19 protein-coding genes are annotated in these 20887 nt (G+C 67.8%); 10 read left to right on the top strand and 9 right to left on the bottom strand.

Features of this window, described 5'->3' with window-relative positions; all coding sequences use genetic code 11:
• Positions 1-118: 118 nt before the first annotated feature.
• The 4 genes from ACFUC1_RS05330 (at position 119) to ACFUC1_RS05345 (ending at position 3822) form a co-directional block, all read left to right on the top strand.
• A complete protein-coding gene (locus tag ACFUC1_RS05330) occupies positions 119-940 on the top strand; it encodes a DUF6299 family protein (protein ID WP_379117366.1) in 822 nt (273 codons plus the stop codon).
• 181 nt (positions 941-1121) lie between these two features.
• Entirely contained in the window at positions 1122-1670 is a 549-nt protein-coding gene (locus tag ACFUC1_RS05335) for a SigE family RNA polymerase sigma factor (RefSeq protein WP_379117368.1), read from the top strand.
• A complete protein-coding gene (locus tag ACFUC1_RS05340) occupies positions 1663-2757 on the top strand; it encodes a hypothetical protein (protein WP_379117371.1) in 1095 nt (364 codons plus the stop codon). Before ACFUC1_RS05335 ends, ACFUC1_RS05340 begins: the two co-directional genes overlap by 8 nt.
• Before the next feature lie 264 nt (positions 2758-3021).
• Positions 3022-3822: an alpha/beta hydrolase family esterase gene (locus ACFUC1_RS05345; protein ID WP_379117373.1), complete on the top strand. Its 801-nt coding sequence runs from the start codon at positions 3022-3024 to the stop codon at positions 3820-3822.
• A 286-nt stretch (positions 3823-4108) separates the two neighbouring features.
• Here ACFUC1_RS05345 and ACFUC1_RS05350 read toward each other — a convergent pair whose 3' ends face one another.
• Positions 4109-5701 (bottom strand): multicopper oxidase domain-containing protein, encoded by a 1593-nt coding sequence (locus ACFUC1_RS05350; RefSeq protein ID WP_379117375.1) that lies wholly within the window; start codon positions 5699-5701, stop codon positions 4109-4111.
• 322 nt (positions 5702-6023) lie between these two features.
• Positions 6024-6212 (bottom strand): hypothetical protein, encoded by a 189-nt coding sequence (locus tag ACFUC1_RS05355; protein WP_379117377.1) that lies wholly within the window; start codon positions 6210-6212, stop codon positions 6024-6026.
• A 1153-nt stretch (positions 6213-7365) separates the two neighbouring features.
• On the opposite strand from ACFUC1_RS05355, the gene ACFUC1_RS05360 reads away from it, so the two are divergent.
• Positions 7366-7776, top strand: a complete 411-nt coding sequence (locus tag ACFUC1_RS05360; protein ID WP_379117379.1) for a VOC family protein — start codon at positions 7366-7368, stop codon at positions 7774-7776.
• Between the two features lie 631 nt (positions 7777-8407).
• Here the strand turns inward: ACFUC1_RS05360 and ACFUC1_RS05365 are convergent.
• On the bottom strand, positions 8408-9217 hold the full coding sequence (locus tag ACFUC1_RS05365) for an LLM class flavin-dependent oxidoreductase (RefSeq protein WP_379117381.1): 810 nt from the start codon (positions 9215-9217) through the stop codon (positions 8408-8410).
• A gap of 184 nt (positions 9218-9401) precedes the next feature.
• Positions 9402-9656, bottom strand: a complete 255-nt coding sequence (locus ACFUC1_RS05370; protein WP_379117383.1) for a hypothetical protein — start codon at positions 9654-9656, stop codon at positions 9402-9404.
• Positions 9657-9939: 283 nt separating this feature from the next.
• Here ACFUC1_RS05370 and ACFUC1_RS05375 point away from each other — a divergent pair, with 283 nt between their 5' ends.
• A complete protein-coding gene (locus tag ACFUC1_RS05375) occupies positions 9940-11121 on the top strand; it encodes an IS110 family transposase (RefSeq protein ID WP_379117385.1) in 1182 nt (393 codons plus the stop codon).
• Between the two features lie 70 nt (positions 11122-11191).
• Here ACFUC1_RS05375 and ACFUC1_RS05380 read toward each other — a convergent pair whose 3' ends face one another.
• The gene (locus ACFUC1_RS05380) at positions 11192-11827 is read right to left on the bottom strand and encodes a LysE family translocator (RefSeq protein WP_379117387.1); all 636 of its coding nucleotides are present in this window, start codon (positions 11825-11827) and stop codon (positions 11192-11194) included.
• A 316-nt stretch (positions 11828-12143) separates the two neighbouring features.
• Here ACFUC1_RS05380 and ACFUC1_RS05385 point away from each other — a divergent pair, with 316 nt between their 5' ends.
• Positions 12144-13322, top strand: a complete 1179-nt coding sequence (locus tag ACFUC1_RS05385) for an IS110 family transposase (RefSeq protein ID WP_379117389.1) — start codon at positions 12144-12146, stop codon at positions 13320-13322.
• Positions 13323-13424: 102 nt separating this feature from the next.
• Here the strand turns inward: ACFUC1_RS05385 and ACFUC1_RS05390 are convergent, their stop codons facing one another.
• Positions 13425-14834: a PLP-dependent aminotransferase family protein gene (locus ACFUC1_RS05390; RefSeq protein WP_379117391.1), complete on the bottom strand. Its 1410-nt coding sequence runs from the start codon at positions 14832-14834 to the stop codon at positions 13425-13427.
• Here ACFUC1_RS05390 and ACFUC1_RS05395 point away from each other — a divergent pair.
• Positions 14833-15771, top strand: a complete 939-nt coding sequence (locus ACFUC1_RS05395; protein WP_379117393.1) for a DMT family transporter — start codon at positions 14833-14835, stop codon at positions 15769-15771. The two genes, ACFUC1_RS05390 and ACFUC1_RS05395, sit on opposite strands and share 2 nt — an antisense overlap.
• Complete coding sequence (locus tag ACFUC1_RS05400; RefSeq protein ID WP_379117395.1) at positions 15771-16421, top strand: FMN-binding negative transcriptional regulator; 651 nt, start codon at positions 15771-15773, stop codon at positions 16419-16421. The genes ACFUC1_RS05395 and ACFUC1_RS05400 overlap by 1 nt, the downstream gene beginning before the upstream one ends.
• A gap of 313 nt (positions 16422-16734) precedes the next feature.
• On the opposite strand, the gene ACFUC1_RS05405 is transcribed toward ACFUC1_RS05400, so the two are convergent.
• A complete protein-coding gene (locus ACFUC1_RS05405; RefSeq protein ID WP_379117397.1) occupies positions 16735-17019 on the bottom strand; it encodes a hypothetical protein in 285 nt (94 codons plus the stop codon).
• A 314-nt stretch (positions 17020-17333) separates the two neighbouring features.
• Positions 17334-17822, bottom strand: coding sequence for a cupin domain-containing protein (locus ACFUC1_RS05410; RefSeq protein WP_379117398.1), 489 nt, complete (start codon positions 17820-17822; stop codon positions 17334-17336).
• A gap of 81 nt (positions 17823-17903) precedes the next feature.
• Between ACFUC1_RS05410 and ACFUC1_RS05415 the strand changes: the two genes are divergently transcribed.
• On the top strand, positions 17904-18536 hold the full coding sequence (locus tag ACFUC1_RS05415; RefSeq protein ID WP_379117400.1) for a TetR/AcrR family transcriptional regulator: 633 nt from the start codon (positions 17904-17906) through the stop codon (positions 18534-18536).
• A 1714-nt stretch (positions 18537-20250) separates the two neighbouring features.
• On the opposite strand, the gene ACFUC1_RS05420 is transcribed toward ACFUC1_RS05415, so the two are convergent.
• Positions 20251-20887: class F sortase (locus ACFUC1_RS05420; protein WP_379117402.1), on the bottom strand; the 637-nt coding region annotated here is incomplete at its 5' end.

Here is a 20887-nt window from a genome sequence, read left to right on the forward strand (position 1 = left end):
ACTGACGAGATCGCCGGCGTCCGGGAAATAGTCCCGTTGCCTCTGGCGCGGAGTGCCGGGCAGCGCCATCATGCTCGACACGGCCCAACGGGGGGTCGCTTGACAGCTGGGGGAACACATGAAGTTGTTGCGCTCAACCTTGTCCGCCACCGCCGCAGGGCTGCTGCTCCTGCCTGTCATGGCCACGGCCGCCTCGGCGGCTCCGGTCGCCAACGACACTGTCGCCGCCGCCACGGCCGTGACGTCCTTGCCCACCACGATCACTCAGGACACGACTGGCGCGACCACGGACTCGCTGGACGCTGCCCTGAACGCCAACTGCGGAGCGCCTGCCACGAATGCCAGTGTCTGGTTCAAGTACACCGCGCCTGCGGACGGGGGCGTCGTAGCGGACATGTCGGCCTCGTCGTACTCGGGCGGGTTCTTCGTCACGGAAGGAGCGCCTTCCAGTAACGGCAGCAACCTCGTCACCTGTGGCCCGACGACGGTGGGCTTTGGCACCGTCGCGGGGCAGACCTACTACGTCGCAGCGTTCTCCGACACGTCGACGAACGGTGGCCAACTGGTCGTGACGTTCGACGTGGCACCGCCACCCCCCGAGACGACGATCACCGTCAACCCCAAGGGAACGGCGTACAAGGACGGCAGCGCGAAGCTGACCGGCACCTACTCCTGCACCAACGCCGAGGACTTCTTCTCCGACATCGAGGGGACGCTCACCCAGCGAGTCGGACGGGTGAAGATCACCGGCGACTTCTTCATCAACCCGCTGCAGTGTGACGGCGCAATCCACTCCTGGGAGGCCGTCGCGTTCAGCAACAACGGCCTGTTCCGCGGCGGCAAGAGCGCCACGGTCGCCTTCTCCTTCGCGTGCGGGCTCTTGGACTGCGCAGTCGGCTACACCGAGCAGACGGTCCAGCTCAACACCAGCAAGAAGTAGGCCGACAAGGAGTCACAACCCGGACGGCGGCCCGTATGCGGCAGCGCAGCGGGTGCGGGCCGCCGTCCGCACGTGCGACCGGGCGAAATCGACTATTGGCCCGGACGACGTCGACCTACTTGGCGGCGCCGCCTGGGCAGGGCTGACAACCTTGTGTCGGCCCTAGCCGCTTTTCTCGGTTATGGGCACGGCGTCGGGCGAGGTGGTCGCGGTGGAGGCGTTTGCATCCCCTCCGAGCTTCGATGACTATGTCGCAGCGCGGGGACGCCATCTGCTGCGCACCGCGTGGTTGCTGACCGGCGATCACCAGAAGGCTGAGGATCTCGTCCAGACCGCGCTGGGAAAGTGTTGGCCACGGTGGGGGCGCATCGCCGTGTCCGGCACTGGCTCGTACGACGCGTATGTCCGTCGGGTGATGGTGACCACGTACATAGCTTGGTGGCGTCGTCGCTGGAACGCCGAGGTGGTGACCGGGCGGCTGCCGGAGGGTGGTGAGGACAGTGGGGTCGACCGTGTGCTGCAGCGTCGGGACCTGCAGGTGGCCCTGGGGGCCCTGCCTCGTGGACAACGGGCGGTACTGGTGCTGCGGTACTTCGAGGACCTCACCGAGGCCCAGGTGGCAGACGCCCTCGACTGCTCTGTGGGCACGGTCAAGAGCCAGGCCGCGCGGGGGCTGGCGACGTTGCGCCGCAGCGCGCTCCTTAGCGACGTGGAGGCGCGCCATGACTGACCCCGAGACCCGGCTACGGGACCTGATGGTGGCCGCTGCACCAGCGAACCCCGCGACTGCGGGCCTGGTCTTCGGCGCCCACCGGTATGCCGCCCGCGCCCGCCGCAGGCGCTTTGCGGGGGCGGCTGTCCTCGCTGCCGCGGTCGTCCTGGTCGCGTCGTTGACGACCGGACTCGTGGGCGGTCGTGACGCCTCACCACCCGCGGCGCCGGGTACTCACCTCGTGGACCTCACCCTGTCGACGTGCGCAGCGCGGGCTGAGGTCATGCCGCCACCGCGGGCGATTGCGTCGGCATACGGCATGGTTGCCTCCCGGTTGTGTGCGCTGCCAGGTGCGAGCAGCAGGGGAGGCGACGGGTGGGTCCTGCCGGAGACATCGCTGACCTCCGAGCGGTGGGTGGCCCGCCTTCGGCAGGCGCTGATCGACACCGACCGGCACGCCGACTGCGGCGACGGACCGTTGGGCCCTGCGTTCGTCCTTGCCCTGGAGGAGCGGGACGGGACCATCCTCGGCTACCGCAGCACCGACCTCGCCTGCAGGGGACGTGCGGCTGTCGCCGCCTACCTGGAGACCATGGCCCTCCAGGCCGCACAACGTGACGCGCTGTCCGCGGACACGAACGGCCCGAACTGCGGCCCCCCAGCGGACACTGTCTTCGACCCGACATCTCGGCCGTTGCTGGACCCCACGGGGCACCCCTACACCGGTGGTGGCGGCGGTTCAACCGTGCTGTGCCTCTACCCGCAGTACTTTCCCGCGTCACGCGCCCGGCTGGTGGAGCAGGCGTACCGCATCGCCTTCCGATCGCAGGAACGGAGCACCACACCAACCTGGATCGGACTCGGACTGATGTTTCCTGCGGTGTCGCTGAGCACCACGCCACCGCGCTCTTGCAGCCCCTCACCGTGGCGGATGGTCCTGCGGTCGGACACCTCTGACGGCTCCCCACCTGTCGAGGTCCATTCGCGATGCGCCGGCGTGTACGAGCTGACCGTGGCCAGCAGCTTCAGGCGGTACTGGACCCCAACACCGAACCTTGCCGCGCAACTCGAAGCTTGCGTCGAACCGCAACCACGGTGCGGCTGACTCGACACGCTCGGTCACCAACACAGAAGCAACGAACCGGCGGAGATGCAGATGAAGTCACCCGCAAACCCATCCCGGCGTCCCAGGGCACCGATCGCCGCCGCACTCGCGTCCTTCGCCCTCCTGGCCGGCGCATGCACCCACGCCTCGGGAAATCAGCCCAATGACCACGCCAACAGCGTCGCACCCCCCGCGACCAGCTCGCCGACGAGCACCGTCCCGAAGCCCGACCAGGACCCCCCGAAGGCTGGGGCAGGCACGACGGTGAGCATCGCCATCGGCGACAGGCGGTTCCGTCTGCATGTTCCGGTGGGCTATCGCTCCGGATCCCCGGCGGCACTGGTGATGGCGCTGCACGGTTGGGGCGGCACCTCACAGTCCATCGCGAGCAACCTCCGCCTCTACCCGCTGTCGGACACCCACGACTTCTTGTTGGTCCTGCCGGACGGGGCCTCAGACCCGGACGGCCTGCAGTTCTGGAACGCCACCGATGCGTGCTGCGACGCCTACGGCAGCAAGGTCGAGGACTCTGCCTACCTGAGCAATGTGATCGACAAGGTCGACGCCGTGTATGACGTGGATCCGGCTCGCGTGTTTGTGATCGGCATCTCCAACGGCGACTTCATGGCACACCGGTTCGCCTGCGACCACGCCGACCAGGTATCGGCCTTCGTGTCAATTGCGGGGGCCCCGAACGCCGATCCGTCGCAATGTCATCCGTCCCGAAGTGTCAGCGTCCTCGAGGTACACGGAACCGCGGATCGGAAGGTGCGATTCGAGGGCGGCTCGAGCCTGCGACATCGCTACCCCTCCGTCGACCGGACCGTGCAGACGTGGCGCGCGTTGGACCGATGCAGCGGCGCAAGACACGACCAGACACCGATCGACGCCGACTCCTCCATGAGCGGTGCCGAGACCACCCGTGCGTGGTGGGGGCCCTGCTCCGGCGCAGTTGCCGTCGGGATGTGGGTCGCCCAGGGCTCAGGCCACGCGTTCGCCTTCACTCACGGCTTCACGGCGTCGCTGCTCGGCTGGCTCAATTCCCACCCCAGAATGGCAGGCTGACCGCACCACACGGCTCATGGGTCAGGTAGGCGCGCCTTGATAGGGGCGGACAGACGGGCTGAATGCGGCAGGAGCGGACGCCAGCGATCTCCGCTGATCAGGCCAAATTCCGTCCCATCACCGGGGACGGTCTGTCGAATGGTCCACTTCTTCGCCACTGTCGGGGAGACCAGCGACCGGCTGGATGCCGAAGTAGAGCGCATCGGTCTGACCCTGAAGTGCGTCACTCTGCCCGCTGGGGAAGGACGTGTTTCGTCTGGCCACGAGGCGCTGACGTTTGGTGGGCCTAGGGGAGTACTTGGTAGCGGGTGAGCATGCCGGCCTTGATGTGGTCGTTGACGTGGCAGTGGAACAGCCAGGTGCCGGTGTTGTCGGGGACCATGTCGGCGACGACCATGCTGGCCGGCAGGAGGTTGACGACGTCCATGCGCATGCCGCTGACGAGCACGTCGTTGCCGTGCCAGTGGGGGGTGTGCAGGTCTGTCTCGGTGCCCATGCCCATGACGTACCAGCGCACGTGCTGGCCCTTGTGCATCGTGATCATGGGCATGTTGCCGTACAGGTAGCCGTTGATGGAGTGCTTGAGGTTGGTCTCGACGAACTCGTCGTCCAGGTCCGCGCCGGGGCGCGGCATCGGGGGTGTGCCGTACCGCCGCTCGTTGTCGGCGAGCAGCGGTGACAGGGTCTCGTTGTCGATGAAGAACTCGGTGAAGAGCTCACGGTCCACATCCTTGGGAGTGCCGTCCGGACGGGCCCATCCCTTGCGGGTCACGACCATGGGTCCCATGAGGCCGGCGTAGGTGTCCGCGATCTCGTCGGTGTGCGAGTGGTACATCCACATCACCGAGCTGCCGTCGTGCGGGCCAGGTCCGGCGCGCTCGGGGACCTGCCAGGTGTAGGTGTGCGTGCCGCCGGTCGGCACGGCGTCATCCGCCTTGTCTGCCTTGGAGGTGCCGTCGTTGTACGGGGCGCCCTCACTGTCCTTGGCGTAGAACACCCCATGCGGGTGAACGGCCGCGGGGAAGGGGCAGGCGTTGCGGAAGACCACCTTGATGGTGTCCCCGACTTCGGCATGGATGACGGGCCCAAGGAAGCCCAGGTACTGCTGATCGCTGGGACGGGACTGTGGGTGCGCGAAGCTGGAGTCGGAGTACCCGCGGTAGAGGCACTTGTCGTACACCGACCCGATCCGGCCGGGCCCGCTGGCCACGTAGGGCTCCGCGACCGGGTCGAAGGGCTCACCGGTGATGAGGTTGCGGCCAGCGGGCGCATAGTTCCAAGGCACCACGTCCGCGGAGATGTAGTACGTGCGTGTCACGCCGTTGCTGCGGAACGGCGCACCGCCCACCTCGCTGTTCCAGTAACCCGCTCCGACCATCGCCCCCGTGTGCCCCTCGGCCATCGTGGTCTCGGCGGCGTTCGCCACCACTGTGGCTCCGAGGCCTGCGCCGAGCAGCACCACCCCCACAACTGCCCCGACGCGCCGAGCCACCGTCAACCCCAGACGACCCGAAGCCGCCGCGATGCCACCCACCATGAGGGTGGCCTCCGCTGTCAGCGCCACCAAGCCCAACGGCTCAGCCCAGTTGCCCACGTCGTCCCGGATCTGCGGCAGGCCCATCCAGCGACTGGCCACGTAAGCCGCCACCGCCAGGCCACCAACCATCGCCGCGTACGCATAGACTCGCCGACTCTCGCGCAGCCAAAGCAGCACCGCCAAGAGCACGCCGACGAGCTCGAGCGCAACAAACGAGATGCCTATATAGGGCGCCTCGTGGAAGTGGTCCTCAGTGATCGGCACGTGTGCGGCGGCGGCAACCAAAGCGGCCGGGATCAGCACCGCCCGCCACGCACTCACCCGTGCTTGCGACGTCAACATGGCGACAACCTAACTTAGGCTTACCTAACTACTTCTACTCGGGGACTTGTTCAGCGCAGTTGCGCTGCTGTTTCGCTGGCACTTCATGGCCTTCGCACGCGCTTCATGGCACACGATCTCCCGCTGGTCCGTGCGTTGCAGCCCCGGCGATCGCCGGTGCGCTTCACCTCGTCCGTCCGCCAGAAGGTGCATCCGAGAACTGACGTTCCTTCTTGCGGGAAGTTGTCATCGTGGCAAGACCGTTGCCCTACCGCTGCCGGCCGGTCTGCGGCGCCCTTCACGGTGAGTGCCAGGGCTTGGAGCGGCGCACCACGAGTGGCGTTCACGGCTGCTGGCTATGGCCGTCGTCACGGCTTTCCCTATCGCGCCGGGCCACTCCGAGTGCTGCGTCGATCTCGTCATCGCTGAGGTGCCCGGCACACCCGGCGGCGGCCACGATCGCCTCGCTCAGCAGAGAGATTTCGTGCTCGAGGTCCGGGTCGTTGAGCGGCGGGTTAGGGGCGTCGGGCATCTCGGGCTTCTGCTGCTGGTAGCTGGGGTACGTCCAAGTCTGACAGTGGCGCCTCATGACAAATCCGGCTTAACGCCCAAAAAAGACCAAACGGTCTAACACGACATCGGGCGAAGGTCTCCACCCCGCCGTTGCGGAAACAACCTTCTGCGCGGGACTCGATATCTGCAGGAGGCGAAGAAGGGCTCGTAAACTGTCCCGCCGGCGAACGAAGGGCGGCTGACACCTGTGATGGCTCGCTAGGGTTGTCAGTGAGCCGGGCGGGCTGCCGCACCGAGTCGCTGCGAGTCGCTGACCGGCGCGCGGGCCCCTCACGGTCCACAATCGACGCTGCGAGGCCGCCCCGAGGGTGCAGACGCCCGAGCTCTGAGCGGGGGTGCGCTCGGGCGCCTGCGATCGCCAACGGTAGGCCAACGGTCTTCCTTCGATCACGACTTCCCGTAGAAAGACAGCCGGTTCTCGTAGTGCCGTCTGGCGGACGGACGATCAGAACGCCGTGCACCAGTGGCGGACCTGTCGGCACCGCACGGCTCCCGGGGCCAGACTCCTTCGCCCCAGTGTCGCTGTCAGACCTCGCCGCCTGACAGCGCCGGCCCCTCGCAGGACTTGGCCAGACACCGGGGGCATTCGTACACCACGCGGGTGCCGTCCGTTGCGGTGACCATCTCGGTCATCACCCACACGTGCTCCAGGGGACCGTGCCAACGGAAACGAGATGGTGGACGTGCCCTCGGGCGATCGGAGCTGCGGCTGAGCGCCGAGCCGAGCTGCGGGCACGTCCGGCGCTCGGCGCTACGTTCGGCACCCAGCATCATGCTCCGCCGGCTGGGACCACGATCACTGCTCGCTCTGCCAGCATCACATCAGCGTCCCGCTCGCTGCCGACGACCCGGAGGCGGTGGAGCGCGGCTACGTGACAGATGACAACTCCAGCTGGGTGCGCGAAGGCTGTTGCGTCCAGAAGCGGTTCGCCTGGTCCACCGCCAGGTAGCGATCCGTCCGTGGATTGGCGGTACCGCAGCACGGCATGATCGGGCGGTTCGTGCAGTCCTCGCGTGCCAGGTCGTCGAACCGGACGGCTTGTGCCGTCCAGACCGGCGGCTTCAGACCCCACCTACACCCTCGATTGGGATGAGCCCTCTATCGTCGGTCCATGACCACTCGACTGAACCCCTACCTGAGCTTCGCGGGTGATGCCTCGGCCGCCCTGGCGTTCTACCAGGACGTGTTCGGCGGCGATCTCACGATCAACCACTTCGGCGACTTCGGCACCGACGACCACGGCATTGGCGACCAGGTCATGCACGGCCAGCTGGAAACACCGTCTGGCCTCACGCTGATGGCCGCCGACATGCTGCCGGGAGAGACGTTGCGGCCCGGGAACAACCTCGCGGTCAGCCTCGGCGGGGACGACACCGAGGAAATGCGCGGCTACTGGCAGGCGCTGTCGGACGGAGGGACCGTGACGGTCGAGCTGGCCACCCAGCCGTGGGGCGACGCGTTCGGGATGTGCGTCGACCGGTTCGGGACCTCGTGGCTGGTCAACATCGCCGGGGGCGGGTGACCTAACCGATCCGCGCCGCGCCCGGTCGCTAAGGCTGTCCGTCGGTACCGCAGGTCGGCGATGCCGCGGCCGGCGGCAGTCCCCTTGGTCAACCTCGTCACCGGCCGCTCGGCCCAGCGATCGACCACGCTAAGACGGCCCCGCAGGTGTGCCGTCATAGGCACGACCGGAGGCAAATCCGGACGTCGCGGGCTCCCTGTGCGTGATACTCCTTCCGTGAGCGACGCACAGCCGAGCGCCCACGTGTCGACCGAACGTTTGGGTCGGTCGACGAACTGGGTGGCGCGGCTCCTCGGAGCTGGCCGTTCCCTCGATGACTCATCGGACGAGCCCACCGCCACCTGCCACTTGCAGGTGGCTGACAGCGAGAACGCCCTTTGCGGATACGAGTGGGAAGGCCTCACCCGCCTGCCTGGAGAGCTTGGGTGGAAGGACCTCCACCCAGACTTGCGGTGCGACCGATGCTCAGCTGTCGCCGGTGTCGTCGACGAATCTCCTGAGGGGCGGCGCTACCGGCACGCGTTGTGAAGGGGTCACCGTCAGCGGCATGTGCGGGCGGCTCACAGGGCGGCTTTAGTGTGGCCCCGGAGGGGGTCGTCTCCTGGCGGGAATCTGCCGGAGCAACTCTCGGTCAATGTCCTGCGAGTCTGGCCACGACCGGCCCCATCGTCTCGGCGAAGTCGGCGCCGACCACGAAGTAGCTGACACCGAGTTCCTCCCGCCTCCGCTGGATCACCTCGGTCGCGGCGCCCGGGTCATCCGGCAGAAAGGCTAAGGAGTCGGACTCGCGCATGGCGGCAGGGTCGGTGTCGCGGGCAGAGGCCATGAAGGGCGCGACCGCGTCGCCGATGACGGAGACATGCAGCGCCAGTTCGAGGTCGCGTCCGGCTCGGAGTCTGCGTGCGATCGCGGCAGCGTCCGACCGTGTGTCGCCCGGGATCGCAACGACCGTGACGGTGTCGGCGACCTCGAGGGCCAGCGCCTGAGCTTTGGGTCCACGCACCGCCATGATCACGGGGGTGTGAATATCGGGACCGTCCAGCTCACGCAACCGCGTCACGGTCTCTCGGATCTGCTCCAGCCGCTGGCCTGGCGACGGGACGGGCATCCCGACGGACCCGAGTTCGTCCTCGATCCCGGGGCGGCCCGTGCCGATGCCCAGTTCGAATCGGCCGTCGGTGAGTGTGGTCAGCGAGTGGGCCTCCCACGCCGTCTGCCAGGGTGCGCGCAGCGGGGAAGCGTAGACCCAGGTGCCGACGCGCAGGTCGGTATCGGCGGCCGCCATCGCGAGGGTGGGTGCGGGAGAAGGCTGCCAGTGCGGGACGTCGGGCATTAGCAAGGTTGAGTATCCGAGGCCGGCGATGCGGCGTACTCGCTCGCGCCACGTGGCGATGTCGGTGAGCACCGGTGCGACCACGCCGAAGCGGAACGGTCTAGTCATGGCTGCATTTCCTCCCATGCCCTATGGACCCTAGGGCTTTGGGGAACTCATCGGCCGGGCCTTGTGCGCCGACTCGATCCTTCGCTACATGACGCTGCAACGCGACGCGCTGTACGGACGGTTAAGCGACTGACGACCGCGTTCGCAGACAGACAGCGAGCGGCTCGGGGCAGATGCGGACGCATTAGGGACGACCTCGATCGTCGATGACGACGCTCAACAGTCCTTGCGGCGGCTCGTCGTCGAGCAACAGGGGCTCCGCAACCTTCCGCTGCAAGTCCTCTTCGCTCATCCAAGACGGCAACGAATCAGCGACCACGAGCTCGGGGTACTTCGCCAAAATGTCACCCGCGGACGGGGCGATCACCACGCCCCATAGGCCGCCCATCCCGTAGTCGCAAGCGACAAGGAACTCGTGTTGACCGAGCAGCTCGTCCAATCTCGAACGCGTCACACGTAAAGGGTCCCACTGGCTCGACGTGGACGAGCGCCCAGCGGCTACTTAGAGACTGGTCGCAGGATCGGTGTCTGGCCAGACTCGGTCCAGGTGCTCGGCGAGGCGCTCTCACAATGCGGCTGCCCACCGGTGTCATTGGTGTGGCTCTCTCATGGCATGCGTCCTCGTCGGGCACCGCGCGAGGAGAGGCTCGAAAGGGGTTTGTTCGGCTCGAAGTAGCAATGCCCTCCCCGCTTCACATTCACGGCCAGTGAAGGAGGAGAGCATGAGCGTCATCATCGGGATGGACCCGCACAAGCGCTCGGCCACGATCGAGGTGATCGACCAGAGCGGGCGACCGTTGGCGGTCGGACGGTACGGCACGGACAAGGCCGGGTACTCCGAGCTGCTGGCCGCCGGTCGCCGGCACCCCGAGCGGGTGTGGGCGGTCGAGGGCTGCAACGGCATCGGCAAACACATCGCGCACCGGCTGGTCCACGACGGTGAGGTCGTCGTCGACGTGCCGCCGAAGCTGTCCGCGCAGGTCCGGGTGTTCGCCACCGGCAACGGCCGCAAGACCGACCCGGTCGACGCCCGCTCGGTCGCGCTGGCTGCGCTGTACGCACCGGCCAACCCCGGCCTGCGACGGGTGGAGGTCGACGACGACCTGGTGGTGATGGGCCTGCTGGTCGACCGACGCGACGAGCTCGGTCGAGCGCGCACCCAGACGATCAACCGCCTGCACCGGTTGCTGTTGGAGCTGTTTCCCGGTGGTGCCAAGCAATTCCTGTCCGCGCCACAGGCGAAGGCGTTGATCGCGACCACCAAGCCACGGGACCTGGTCAGCAAGACCAGGCGCCGGCTCGCGGTCGAGCTGGTCACCGAGCTCGAGGCCATCGACCGCAAGATCAAGACGGCCGAGAAGGACCTGGCCGCACTGGTCACCGAACACGGGTCGACCCTGATGGAGCTGCCCGGGATCGGTCCCACCGGCGCGGCCAGGTTGCTCGCCGACGTCGGGGACGTCCACCGCTTCCGCGACAAGGATCGCTTCGCCTCGTGGAACGGCACCGCACCCCTGGACGCCTCCTCCGGCGCCCAACAGCGACACCGGCTGTCCCGGGCCGGGAACCGGCGGATCAACCGGACGCTGCACATCATGGCCGTCGTCCAGCTGCGCCACCCCACCCCAGGACGGGAGTTCTACGACGCCCGAAAGGCCGGCGGCACACCCTCGATGATGGCCATGCGCGCCCTCAAACGCCGTCTGTCCAACGTCGTGTACGCCCGCATGCTGGCCGACCAGAACCGGCGCGACCACGGCGCGGCGACGGGCCCGGGAGGGCAACTGGGCAACGACTCTGACTCCACCGCGACCGGCTCACAGCCCAACACCGGCACTTCGGACAAGCCACTTCCCGGACCCGCCACCAACAAGCCTAGAACCCTCGTGCCCGCGGCGTCTTGACCTAAAGGGGTGCCATGAGCGGGTAGTGCCCCTAAAACTGCCTGAAGGGCGAGCCGTCCGGCTGGGTGGGTCAGTGTGAGGGGCGCTCGATGAGAAGTCCGGCTCCGAAGAGCACGAGGACGCCTCCGCTCGCGCGCAGCAGTCTCTTCATGCGGCGGCCGTTGCGCAGGAACGTGCCCGCGGCGCTGAACACCAGGGCGTATCCGACTAGCGATGCGAACCCCAGAACGGCGAACACGACGCCCAGGACGAACGCGTCCCTCGGTGAGCTGGAAGCGCTGAGGAACTGGGGAATGACGCTCGCGTAGACGACGACCGTCTTCGGGTTGGACAGGTCGCTGATGAAGCCCTCGCTGAAGGCGCGGCGACGACTCACCGCGACTACGCCCTGGGCATCTGCGTGGCCCTGGCCTGGGTTGAAGTCCCGGGTGCGGAGCAGCTTGATGCCGAGAAAGATCAGGTAGGCAGCACCGGCGACGCGCACCACGTCGAACGCCAGCTGCGACGAGACGAGCAGTGCCGTCAGACCGAGCACGGAGGCCGTGGCCCAGATCAGGTCAGCTGCGAGCACGCCCGCGCCGGTGACGACAGCCGTGCCACGCCCTCGAAGGGTGGCGCTCTTGAGAACGAGAACCACGGCCGGACCCGGGATCACCACCAGGACGGCCGCCAATGCTGCGAAGGCGAGGATGGTGTTTGTACTCACAGCGGGATGATGCCACGCGACGTTGCCGTCGGGGCCGGTGTCTTCGGGGAGTGGACTCGCGCTGGACTGGCTGCCCTTGTCCTCACATCGGCTGCTTGTTTCATTGACGCACGGCCGGTGCCTGGCGAGGCTCGGTCGAGGCGTTCGGGCTGTCGCTCTCACATCGGCTGCTCACCTTGGTGTGGCTCTCATTTGGCCTGCGCAGTCCCGGACGTCGATCCCCAGAGCGGGAGAGGCTCAAGAGGGGTGTGCCCGGCTCAAAGCAGCGTTGCCCTCCCAGCTCGACAACCACACAGGTACGAGCGAGGAGAACGTGGTGAATCAGGAACTAGCGCGGGTGGTCATTGGGATGGACCCGCACAAGCGGTCAGTGACGATCGAGGTGATGCAGGACGACGAGAGCATCGTCGGTTCGGGTCGCTTCGGCACCGACCTCGCCGGCTACCGGGACATGGTCACCATGGCCCGGCAGTGGCCCGTGCGGGTCTGGGCGATCGAGGGATGCAACGGCATCGGCCGGCACATCGCGCTGCGCCTGCTGGCCGACGGTGAACAGGCCATCGACGTGCCACCGAAACTGTCCGCGCGAGTGCGCGCCTTCGCCACGGGCCAAGGCCGTAAGACCGACGCCACCGACGCCCACTCCATCGCCCTGGTCGGCACCCGGATGAGCGGCCTGCGCCCGGTGGTCAACGATGAGCAGCTGGCCGTGTTGCGGGTGTTGGTCGACCGGCGCCGCGCCCTCGGCGAGGACCACACCCGGATGATCTCCCAGCTGCACCAGCTGCTGCTCGAACTGATTCCCGGCGGGGCCAAACGGGACCTGTCCGCCGCCCAGGCGAAGAAGTTGCTCGCGACCGTCCGGCCCCGCGACGTCGCCGGCAAGGCCCGCAGGCGTGTGGCCGCCGAACTCATCAGCGATCTGGAACGGATATACGCCCGCAAGAAGGCCGCGAACAAGGAACTCGCCGACCTGCTCACCACGACCGGCACCACCCTGACCCGCCTGCACGGCATCGGCCCCTCCGGCGCCGCCCGGCTGCTCGTCGAGGTCGGCGACATCACCCGCTTCCCCGACAACAACCACTTCGCCTCCTGGACCGGCACCGCACCCATCGACGCCTCCTCCGGCGACCACGTGCGCCACCGCCTGTCCCGCGGCGGCAACCGCCAGATCAACCGCGTCCTGCACATCATGGCCACCGTCCAGCTGCGCAACCCCACCGAAGGCCGCGCCTACTTCGACCGCACCAAAGCCCGCGGCAAGACCTCCAACGAAGCCATGCGCTGCCTCAAACGACGACTGTCCGACATCGTCTTCCGCACCATGCTCAACGACGCAGCCCACACAATGGCGACGAGCCCGGGAGGGCAACGGGGCAACGACTCTGACTCCAGCGCGACCGGCTCACAACCCCACACCGGCACTTCGGACAAGCCACTTCCCGGACCCGTCAACACCCAGCCTAGGACCGCCCTGCCAGTCGCGTCTTGACACAGAGGGGAGCCATGAGCGCGCTGTCACGACCACGCCGGCAGGCGGCGGATTGACGCACCTGCGGGCCGCGCGGATCGCGGCATGAGGAGACGCTGGTCGCTAGCCTGCGACCCCGACCACCTGGCCGAGGATGTGGGCCGCCTCCGGGAAGCGCGCCGGGTTCTCGGCGGAGAAGTTCAGACGGATGAAGGGCCCCGGGGGTTCGGCGGGGAACCACTCGGTGCCGGGTCCGATGACCACGCCTCCTGCTTCGCAGTCGCGGACGAACTGGTGGACGTCGATGCCGTCAGGCAACCTGGCCCAGATGTTCAGGCCACCTAGCGGCACCTGCTCGACATGTAACTCGGGCGCGCTGTGCCGTAGAGCGCTGAGCATCTGGTCGCGCCGCGACTTCAGCTGTTTATGCATGCTGCGCAAGTGGCCCGGCCATCCGGGTTGGGTGACTACATCGAGTGCGGCGGCTTGGAGCAGCCCGCTGACGTACATGGTCTCGGCTGCCCGGTCGGCGAGGATGCGGTCCCGGGCCGGGCCGCGGGCGATGACCGCCGCAACGCGCAGTGCGGGCGACACCGACTTGGTCAGGGAGCGCAGGTAGATGACATGTCCGTCATTGTCGTGCCCGATGAGCGGGCTGGGTTCGGCGTCGATGCCGAGGTCATGGGCCCAGTCGTCCTCGATGAGGAAGGCGCCGCGCCGTCGCACGATGTCGAGCACCGCCTCGCCAGTCTCCATGGCCCACTGCGAACCGGTCGGGTTGGCGAATGTCGGCTGGGCGTAGAAGGCGCGGGCGCCGGTGGCCGCGAAGGCTCGGTCTACATCGTCTGGATCTGGGCCGGTCGGGCCGGACGGAACCGGCACCAGGACGACGCCGGTCTGCTCGGCAGCCAGGATGGCGCCCCAGTACGTCGGCGACTCGATGAGCAGTGGCTGCCCAGCACCGACGAGTGCTCGGAAGATGGAGCTCAGACCGCTCTGGCTCCCAGCGATGATGAGCGCGTCGCGCGCGGCTGGTGGCGTGATCCCGGCTGGGGTCCGGGTCGCGACCTGGCTGGCAAACCACGCCTGCAACTCCGGGAGTCCGGCAGCTGGCGAGCGGGTCAGCGCCGCCTCCGTGCGCGCAGCTCGAATCAGGGCAGCCCGCACGAGGCGCTCGGGGAGCAAGTCTCGGGAGGGGTATCCGGAGTGCAGCTGGATGGCATCGGGGACCGAACCTCGCTGCGTCGACGACAACCCGCTCGTTCGCGCCCGCGGTGAACCCAAGGCCCCTGTCTGCCAGCCGAAGTCGGCCGGGCTGCTGGTTCGGGCCGAGCGCACGAACGTGCCCACCCCGGGCCGGCTCTCCACCAACCCCAGCGCCGTCAGCTGACGCATCGCCTTCTGCACCGTCACTGGACTCGCACCATACTCGGCCATCAGCGCACGGTTCGAAGGCAGCTGCGAGCCAGGCGGCGCCGACGCCACCCAAGAGCGGAGTGCATCAACGATCCGACTTGCGCTATCGTTGTTCATGACACAGCAGAGTAGCGTTACTGCGCCAGAGAAGCTGGTGCTACCGAACGTCCACCACACCGGGTCGGGCTTGGGTTGGGGACTGGTCGGCATCACAGCCTTCTCCTTTACCGTCCCCTTCACCCGCGTCGCTGCCCACGACGGATTGTCGGCCCTGTTCATCGGCTCCGGCCGCGCCGTCGTAGCCGCCGCCCTCGCGGTGGTCGCCCTGCTGGTCACCCGCCAAACCCGCCCCACCAACGTGCAGTGGGCGCGTCTGGCCGTTGTCGCCGGCGGAGTCGTCGTCGGCTTCCCCCTCCTGACCTCGTACGCGCTGACCACCGCCCCCGCCAGCCACGGCGCTGTGGTCATCGGCCTGCTGCCGGCAGCCACCGCAGTCATGGCCGTCCTGCGCGGCAGGGAGCGCGTCCACACCACATTCTGGGTCTTTGCAGCCCTCGGCGGGGCCGCCGTCATCACGTTCGCCGCCCTACAGAACGGCGGTCTCGGGTCACTACACTGGTCCGACTTCCTGCTGTTCGGCGCCGTCATGGCCGCCGCCATCGGGTACGCCGAGGGTGGCCTACTCGCCCGCGAGCTGGGCGCCTGGCAGACCGTCTCCTGGGCCCTGGTCCTCGCCGCGCCTCTCATGGTCGTGCTGACCGTCGTGTCCGTGGTGAACCAGACCCCGACGGGGACGCCGGTCCAGTGGCTCGCCTTCGCCTACCTGTGCGTCGTGTCCATGTACCTGGGGTTCTTCGCCTGGTACCGCGGCCTGGCCATCGGCCCCATGGCACAGGTCAGCCAGGTCCAACTCGTCCAACCCGTCCTGAGCATCCTGTGGGCCGCGCTCATCCTTCGCGAGCACCTGACCTGGCCAACCATCCTCGGCGGCCTCGTCGTCATCGCCTGCGCACGGTTCGCCGTGCGCGCCCGCCTGGGCAAGGCCACCGCCTGATGCGTCACACGCCCCGGTACCTGATGACCGACCCGCAAGAGGTCAAGCGCGTCATCCGCGCCAACCCCTGGGCCACCTTCGTCTCGCCGGCCGCCGGTGGACTCGTGGCCTCCCACTACCCCGCCATCCTCGACGACACCGCCACCCAAGGCGACGACATCACCATCCTCAGCCACTTCGGGCGCCCCGACGACGAACTGCACGAGCTCGGCCAGCACCAAGTCCTCATCATCATCCAAGGACCTCACGACTACGTGTCACCCAGCTGGTACGCCCCGGGCGACCTCGTCCCGACGTGGAACCACGTCACCGCCCACCTCTACGGCACCCCACACGTGCTTAGCGAGGAGGAGAACTACAACGCCCTGTCCATGCTGACCGACCACTTCGAACAGCACATGCCGCAAGGCCGGTCCCTGTCCGAAGACGACGCAGGGACCAGACGGGCAGCGAATGGCACAGTCGGATTGCGGGTGAAGGTCGACCGATTCGAGGCCCGAGCCAAGCTCAGCCAGAACAAGACGCCCGACGTCATCGAAAACGTCACCGCGCACATCGCCGAACACAACCCGGCGCTGGCGGACGAGATGCGCCGGGTCCACGGCAACAGCTCGGCGGAGGGCCAAGCGCACCGGCTTGACGTTGGGTGAACCGCGACGGAAGTCAGATCGTCAGGCGCAGGGAGCCAGACACGCGATCCACAGCCTCGGTCAGGACAGGGCACCCGGTCGTGAATCGCAGGCGGACGAAGCCGGGCACCTCCGATGCCGAAGACGCGCCAGCCCCTGCTGTCACGGGGATGAGCCGCTGTCGTCTGCCAGTCTCCGCTCAGCGGCATGTAGGTGAATGGCCACCCAGCTGGCGGCGGTAAGACGCGGCCTGGAGCTGCCCTAGGGCGGAGGGGGCTTAGGCTTCTGGCGTCTGGGAATGCGGTCACGGATCCTTGCTACCTGACGCCGGAGATCATTGGCGTCTGTGCGCGCCTCGCTCCCACCAGTCCGCAGGGGCCCGGCCTTCCTCAATCCACCGTGAGACGAACTCCGCATCGGAGAGGTTGCAGAACTTCCAGAGCTCCTTGGCCGCTCGGCCGTACTGGAAGATCACCTGGTCGGCCTCAAAGGCATCCAACTCTCCGGCGCGGACGCGGTCGATCGCTTCGCCCACCCGCGCGACCAGCGCGACCAACCGAGCCTCGTGACAGGCCGCGACCACCTCACGGGCAGCCTGCCGCTCCGAATTGCCGGACATGAGCTGAAGCTACTAAGCCGGGAGCGTTCGGGGATGCGCTCCAAATGTGCTCAGCGTCCGACGGGTACGCACTCTCGACGCCGCAGAAGCCTGCGACTCGCCGTGCCCGACTCCGTGCGTTGGCGAAGGGCCAACGCCCAGGTCGAACGTCTGATCGCTCTGCGGCGTGCGAGTGCGGCGGCATCCGCGGATCAGTGCCGGGCGCGGGCGAGCTCGCAGGCGCCACCCGGGTGGCAGAGGTATGTGCTCACAGGGCTGCGGCCATCTGAGGGGAGGCGAGCCGAGCCCTCCCCGCTGAGGGCAGCGATGACGCTTCAGCGCAGTGGCGGCGGGCCCAGCAGTTCTATGGCGTGCTGCTGCGCCGCGTGACCCAGCGCTCCGGGGTCCACCGCGCCCGGTTGGGGCAGCTCACGGCGCAAGGCCGGCTGCCCCACGGCGTCGGCGAAGTCCTCGAAGCCGGACGGGGTCGTGATCTGCAAGGCGCGCAGCGGCTCCTCCTGCCCTACCAGGAACGTGTGGGCCAGCCCGACGGGCAGAAGGACGAAATCCCCCGCCCCTGCGTGGAGGCTCCGCCCGGCGCAGCGGAACTCGGCCGCCCCCGAGAGCACGTAGAACAGCTCGTCCTCAGCGAGGTGCCGGTGCAGAGGCGGAGCAAAGCCGGCCGGATTGACGAACTCCGCCACCGTGATCTGACCCCTTGTCTGGCCGCCGGTGGCCTTGAGCGTGACGAGGCTCCCCAGGAACCACAGGGCCTCACCCTCGTCGGCTCGCAGGAGGTACGGAGCGTTCGCGTCCTGGCCCATGGCATCACCTTCGGTAGAACACCAGTATGGTCAATATTGCGAGGGTATGGTGGTGGAGTGCCTAGCGTCAAGAGCGTTGAGATGAAACGCCCCTACCGGTCTGCGGTTCGTGAGGAGGGGGCGCGTCGCACTCGACGGGCCATCGTCGCTGCAGCGGCCTCGCTGTTCACCGAACGCGGTTACGGAGGCGCTTCGCTGGCTGACGTGGCCGCCGCCGCGGGCGTCTCCCGGCCGACTGTGACGGCAACGTTCGGGTCGAAACCCGCGCTGCTGCGCGAGGTGCTCGACCAGGCCCTTGCCGGGGATGACGAGCCCGTTCCGGTGGCCGACCGGCCATGGTTTCGCCCCGTGTGGCAGGCCCAGACGCACGCCGACCTTCTCACGGCATACGCGCACGTGTGCACCCTGATCGGGGCTCGCGCATCGCTGCTGTTCGAGGTGGTACGACGAGCTGCCGACGGCAATGCCGAGGTGGCAGAACTGTGGGAGCGCACACGCCGCAACCGTCGCGCCGGCGCCACCATGGTGGTCGACCAGCTGCAGAGGCTGCCACCTTCACCCGAGTGGCTTGGACATGAAGCAGCGGTCGATGCACTGTGGATCTTCAACGATCCTTCACACTATGACGCACTGGTCACCCAGTGTGGTTGGAAGGAGAGCGACTTCACCCGGTGGCTGGCTTTGCGCATGCAGGATGCTCTCCTTCGAGGATGAGACCTCGGTCTCGAGCCTCGCACGGCCTTCCTACGCGCCCATCCGCCTCTCGGCAGGAGCGGATGCTCACGCCCCAATCCGCTCGCGAGCGGCCTCGTCGACAGATTGGCAGCGGCGCCGAGCGCGGGTGTCGACAATGGAGTCCAGGGGCACAACGCTGATCAGCGATGTCACACGTACCGCCTCAGCACGGGCTGCACCTATCAAGCTGGGCTAGCGACTCTCCGATCTTCAGGCAGAAGGAAATGTGCAGACCGGTGACGTATCTGCATTCCTCGCGCGACATTTCGTGCGCCAGGGCGCGGGGCACCCCCGCGTCCGGTTCGCCGACGGTCTACGCGGGCGTCGACTCGCTCATCACGCTGAGACTCGCTGGTGGCATCAACCTCGTCTCCGGCGCCACGCCAAGCTCTGAGACCGTCATCGCGGAGGACTGTGACTTGCAACCGAATCGCGCACTCCGGGTGTGCCACGGGTGTGCCACATGGCGGCGCCGGCGGGCTTGTCCCTTTCGCTCGTGAAGTTGTCGGATGGCCCGTTGCAGGCGATGGAGGTCACCCCCAGGCGCGAAGACTCACTCCTGACATCCGCTTGGAAAGCGTCATTCGTCCACGGGAGGCTGGGTGATCTCGGTGTCGGCTGCCCGCGCCTGGCCCTGCCACGGTGTGCTGGTTACCCGTGAGTGGTCGTGGTTGGTTGCCAGTGTGCCCTCGGGCAGATTCGAACTGCCGACAACCCGCTTTAGGAGTCGCATGAGGGTGTGCGGCGCCTGGGTAAACGCACGGAATTTGTGCGTGGATGCTTGTCATTCGCTTACGTCGCTCAGGGTCGCTTGGCGGCATGGTGTGCCACAACTGTGCCACGGGGTCCTGACGTCAATCGTGTTCCAAGCTTCCGCCATCGGCGTCGCGGGTCTGCTGGGCGCCATTAGCCGGGCTAGCCGCAAGGCTGGACCGGCCCGAGGATGCAGACGCCCGAGCTCTGAGCGGGTGTGCGCTCGGGCGCCTGCGATCGCCAACGGTCTTCCTTCGATCACGACTTCCCGTAAGAAGCACAGCCAGTTCTCGAGGTGCCGTCGGCGGACGGACGATCAGAACGCGGTGCACCAGCGGCGGACCTGTCGGCCCCGCACGACTCCCGGGGCCAGACTCCTTCGCCCCAGTGTCGCTGTCAGACCTCGCCGCCTGAGAGCGCCGGCCCCTCGCAGGACTTGGCCAGACACCGGGGGCATTCGTACACCACGCGGGTGCCGTCCGTTGCGGTGACCATCTCGGTCATCACCCACACGTGCTCCAAGCAGCCCTCAGGCACATTCGGGAATCCTCCAGGGTGAACGTCCAACGGCACCCCGAGTTCGAGCACGACCAGTGCGCCAGCACGCGGTCGGTGCCCTTCACCAACCGCGTTCCACACCGGGGGCAATGCGGCCACTCACCACTCATCTGCAAAGGGCCCCATGACAGAGGAGGTCCCGATCACCCCGGCTGCGGCCCGTCCGCCCAACCCCGCAGGGTTACGGCCACACCGTCGCCGCGTGGACCGCACCTGACCGGCCTTCATTCCAAGGGTCTTGCCGCTGTAAACGCGGCTCAGCGCCGCGCTGCGTGGCCGCCGATGCGGGCGACCGAGGTCGACACGTTTCGTGGTTTCGGTTGCCGCCCGTGCGTCTTAGACGACGTTTCGGCTATGCGATCAACGGTGGTGACGGAGGTCGTCACATGAGGTGGGCGAAGGCGACGATGTTGTCGACGTAGTGGCCGGTGGCCTGGTCGAAGGCGCCGCCGCAGGTGATCAGGCGGAGCTCGGCTCGGCCGTGGGTGTCGCCGTACACGGTGGCTGTGGGGAAGTTCGCCTTGGAGTACCGGGCGACCTGGTCGACGACGAAGGTTGCGGTGGTGCCGTCCTTGCGGGTCACGGTGACCTTGGCGCCACGGTGGAGGGCGCCGAGACGGTAGAAGACGGCGGGGCCGGCCTTGCTGTCCACGTGCGCGCCGATGACTGCGATGCCCAGCTCGCCCGGGGTGGGACCGTCGGCGTACCAACCGGCACGTTGGAAGTCGGCAGGGGCCTCGAGCTTGCCCGTGGAGTCGAGGTGCAGGTCGACGATGCCGCGGGTGTCGACGCCGATGGAGGGGATCTGCAGTGCGGTGGGTGGGCTGGCTGCCATCAGCGGGCCGAAGCTCGGCGAGACGTTGGGCTCGTCTGTTCCCGCGGACGGTGCCGTCGTGGGGGGCGTGGTCGTCGATGCACTGCTCGCCTGTTGGCTCGAGGGCTGGGGCGGCGGACCTGGCGCTGCGAGGCCCTTCTGGACCAAGGTTGCCCCGGCCAGCAGGAGGAGCACGGTGGCCGCC

It is taken from the genome of Pedococcus sp. NPDC057267 (assembly GCF_042668795.1).
Lineage (GTDB): Bacteria > Actinomycetota > Actinomycetes > Actinomycetales > Dermatophilaceae > Pedococcus.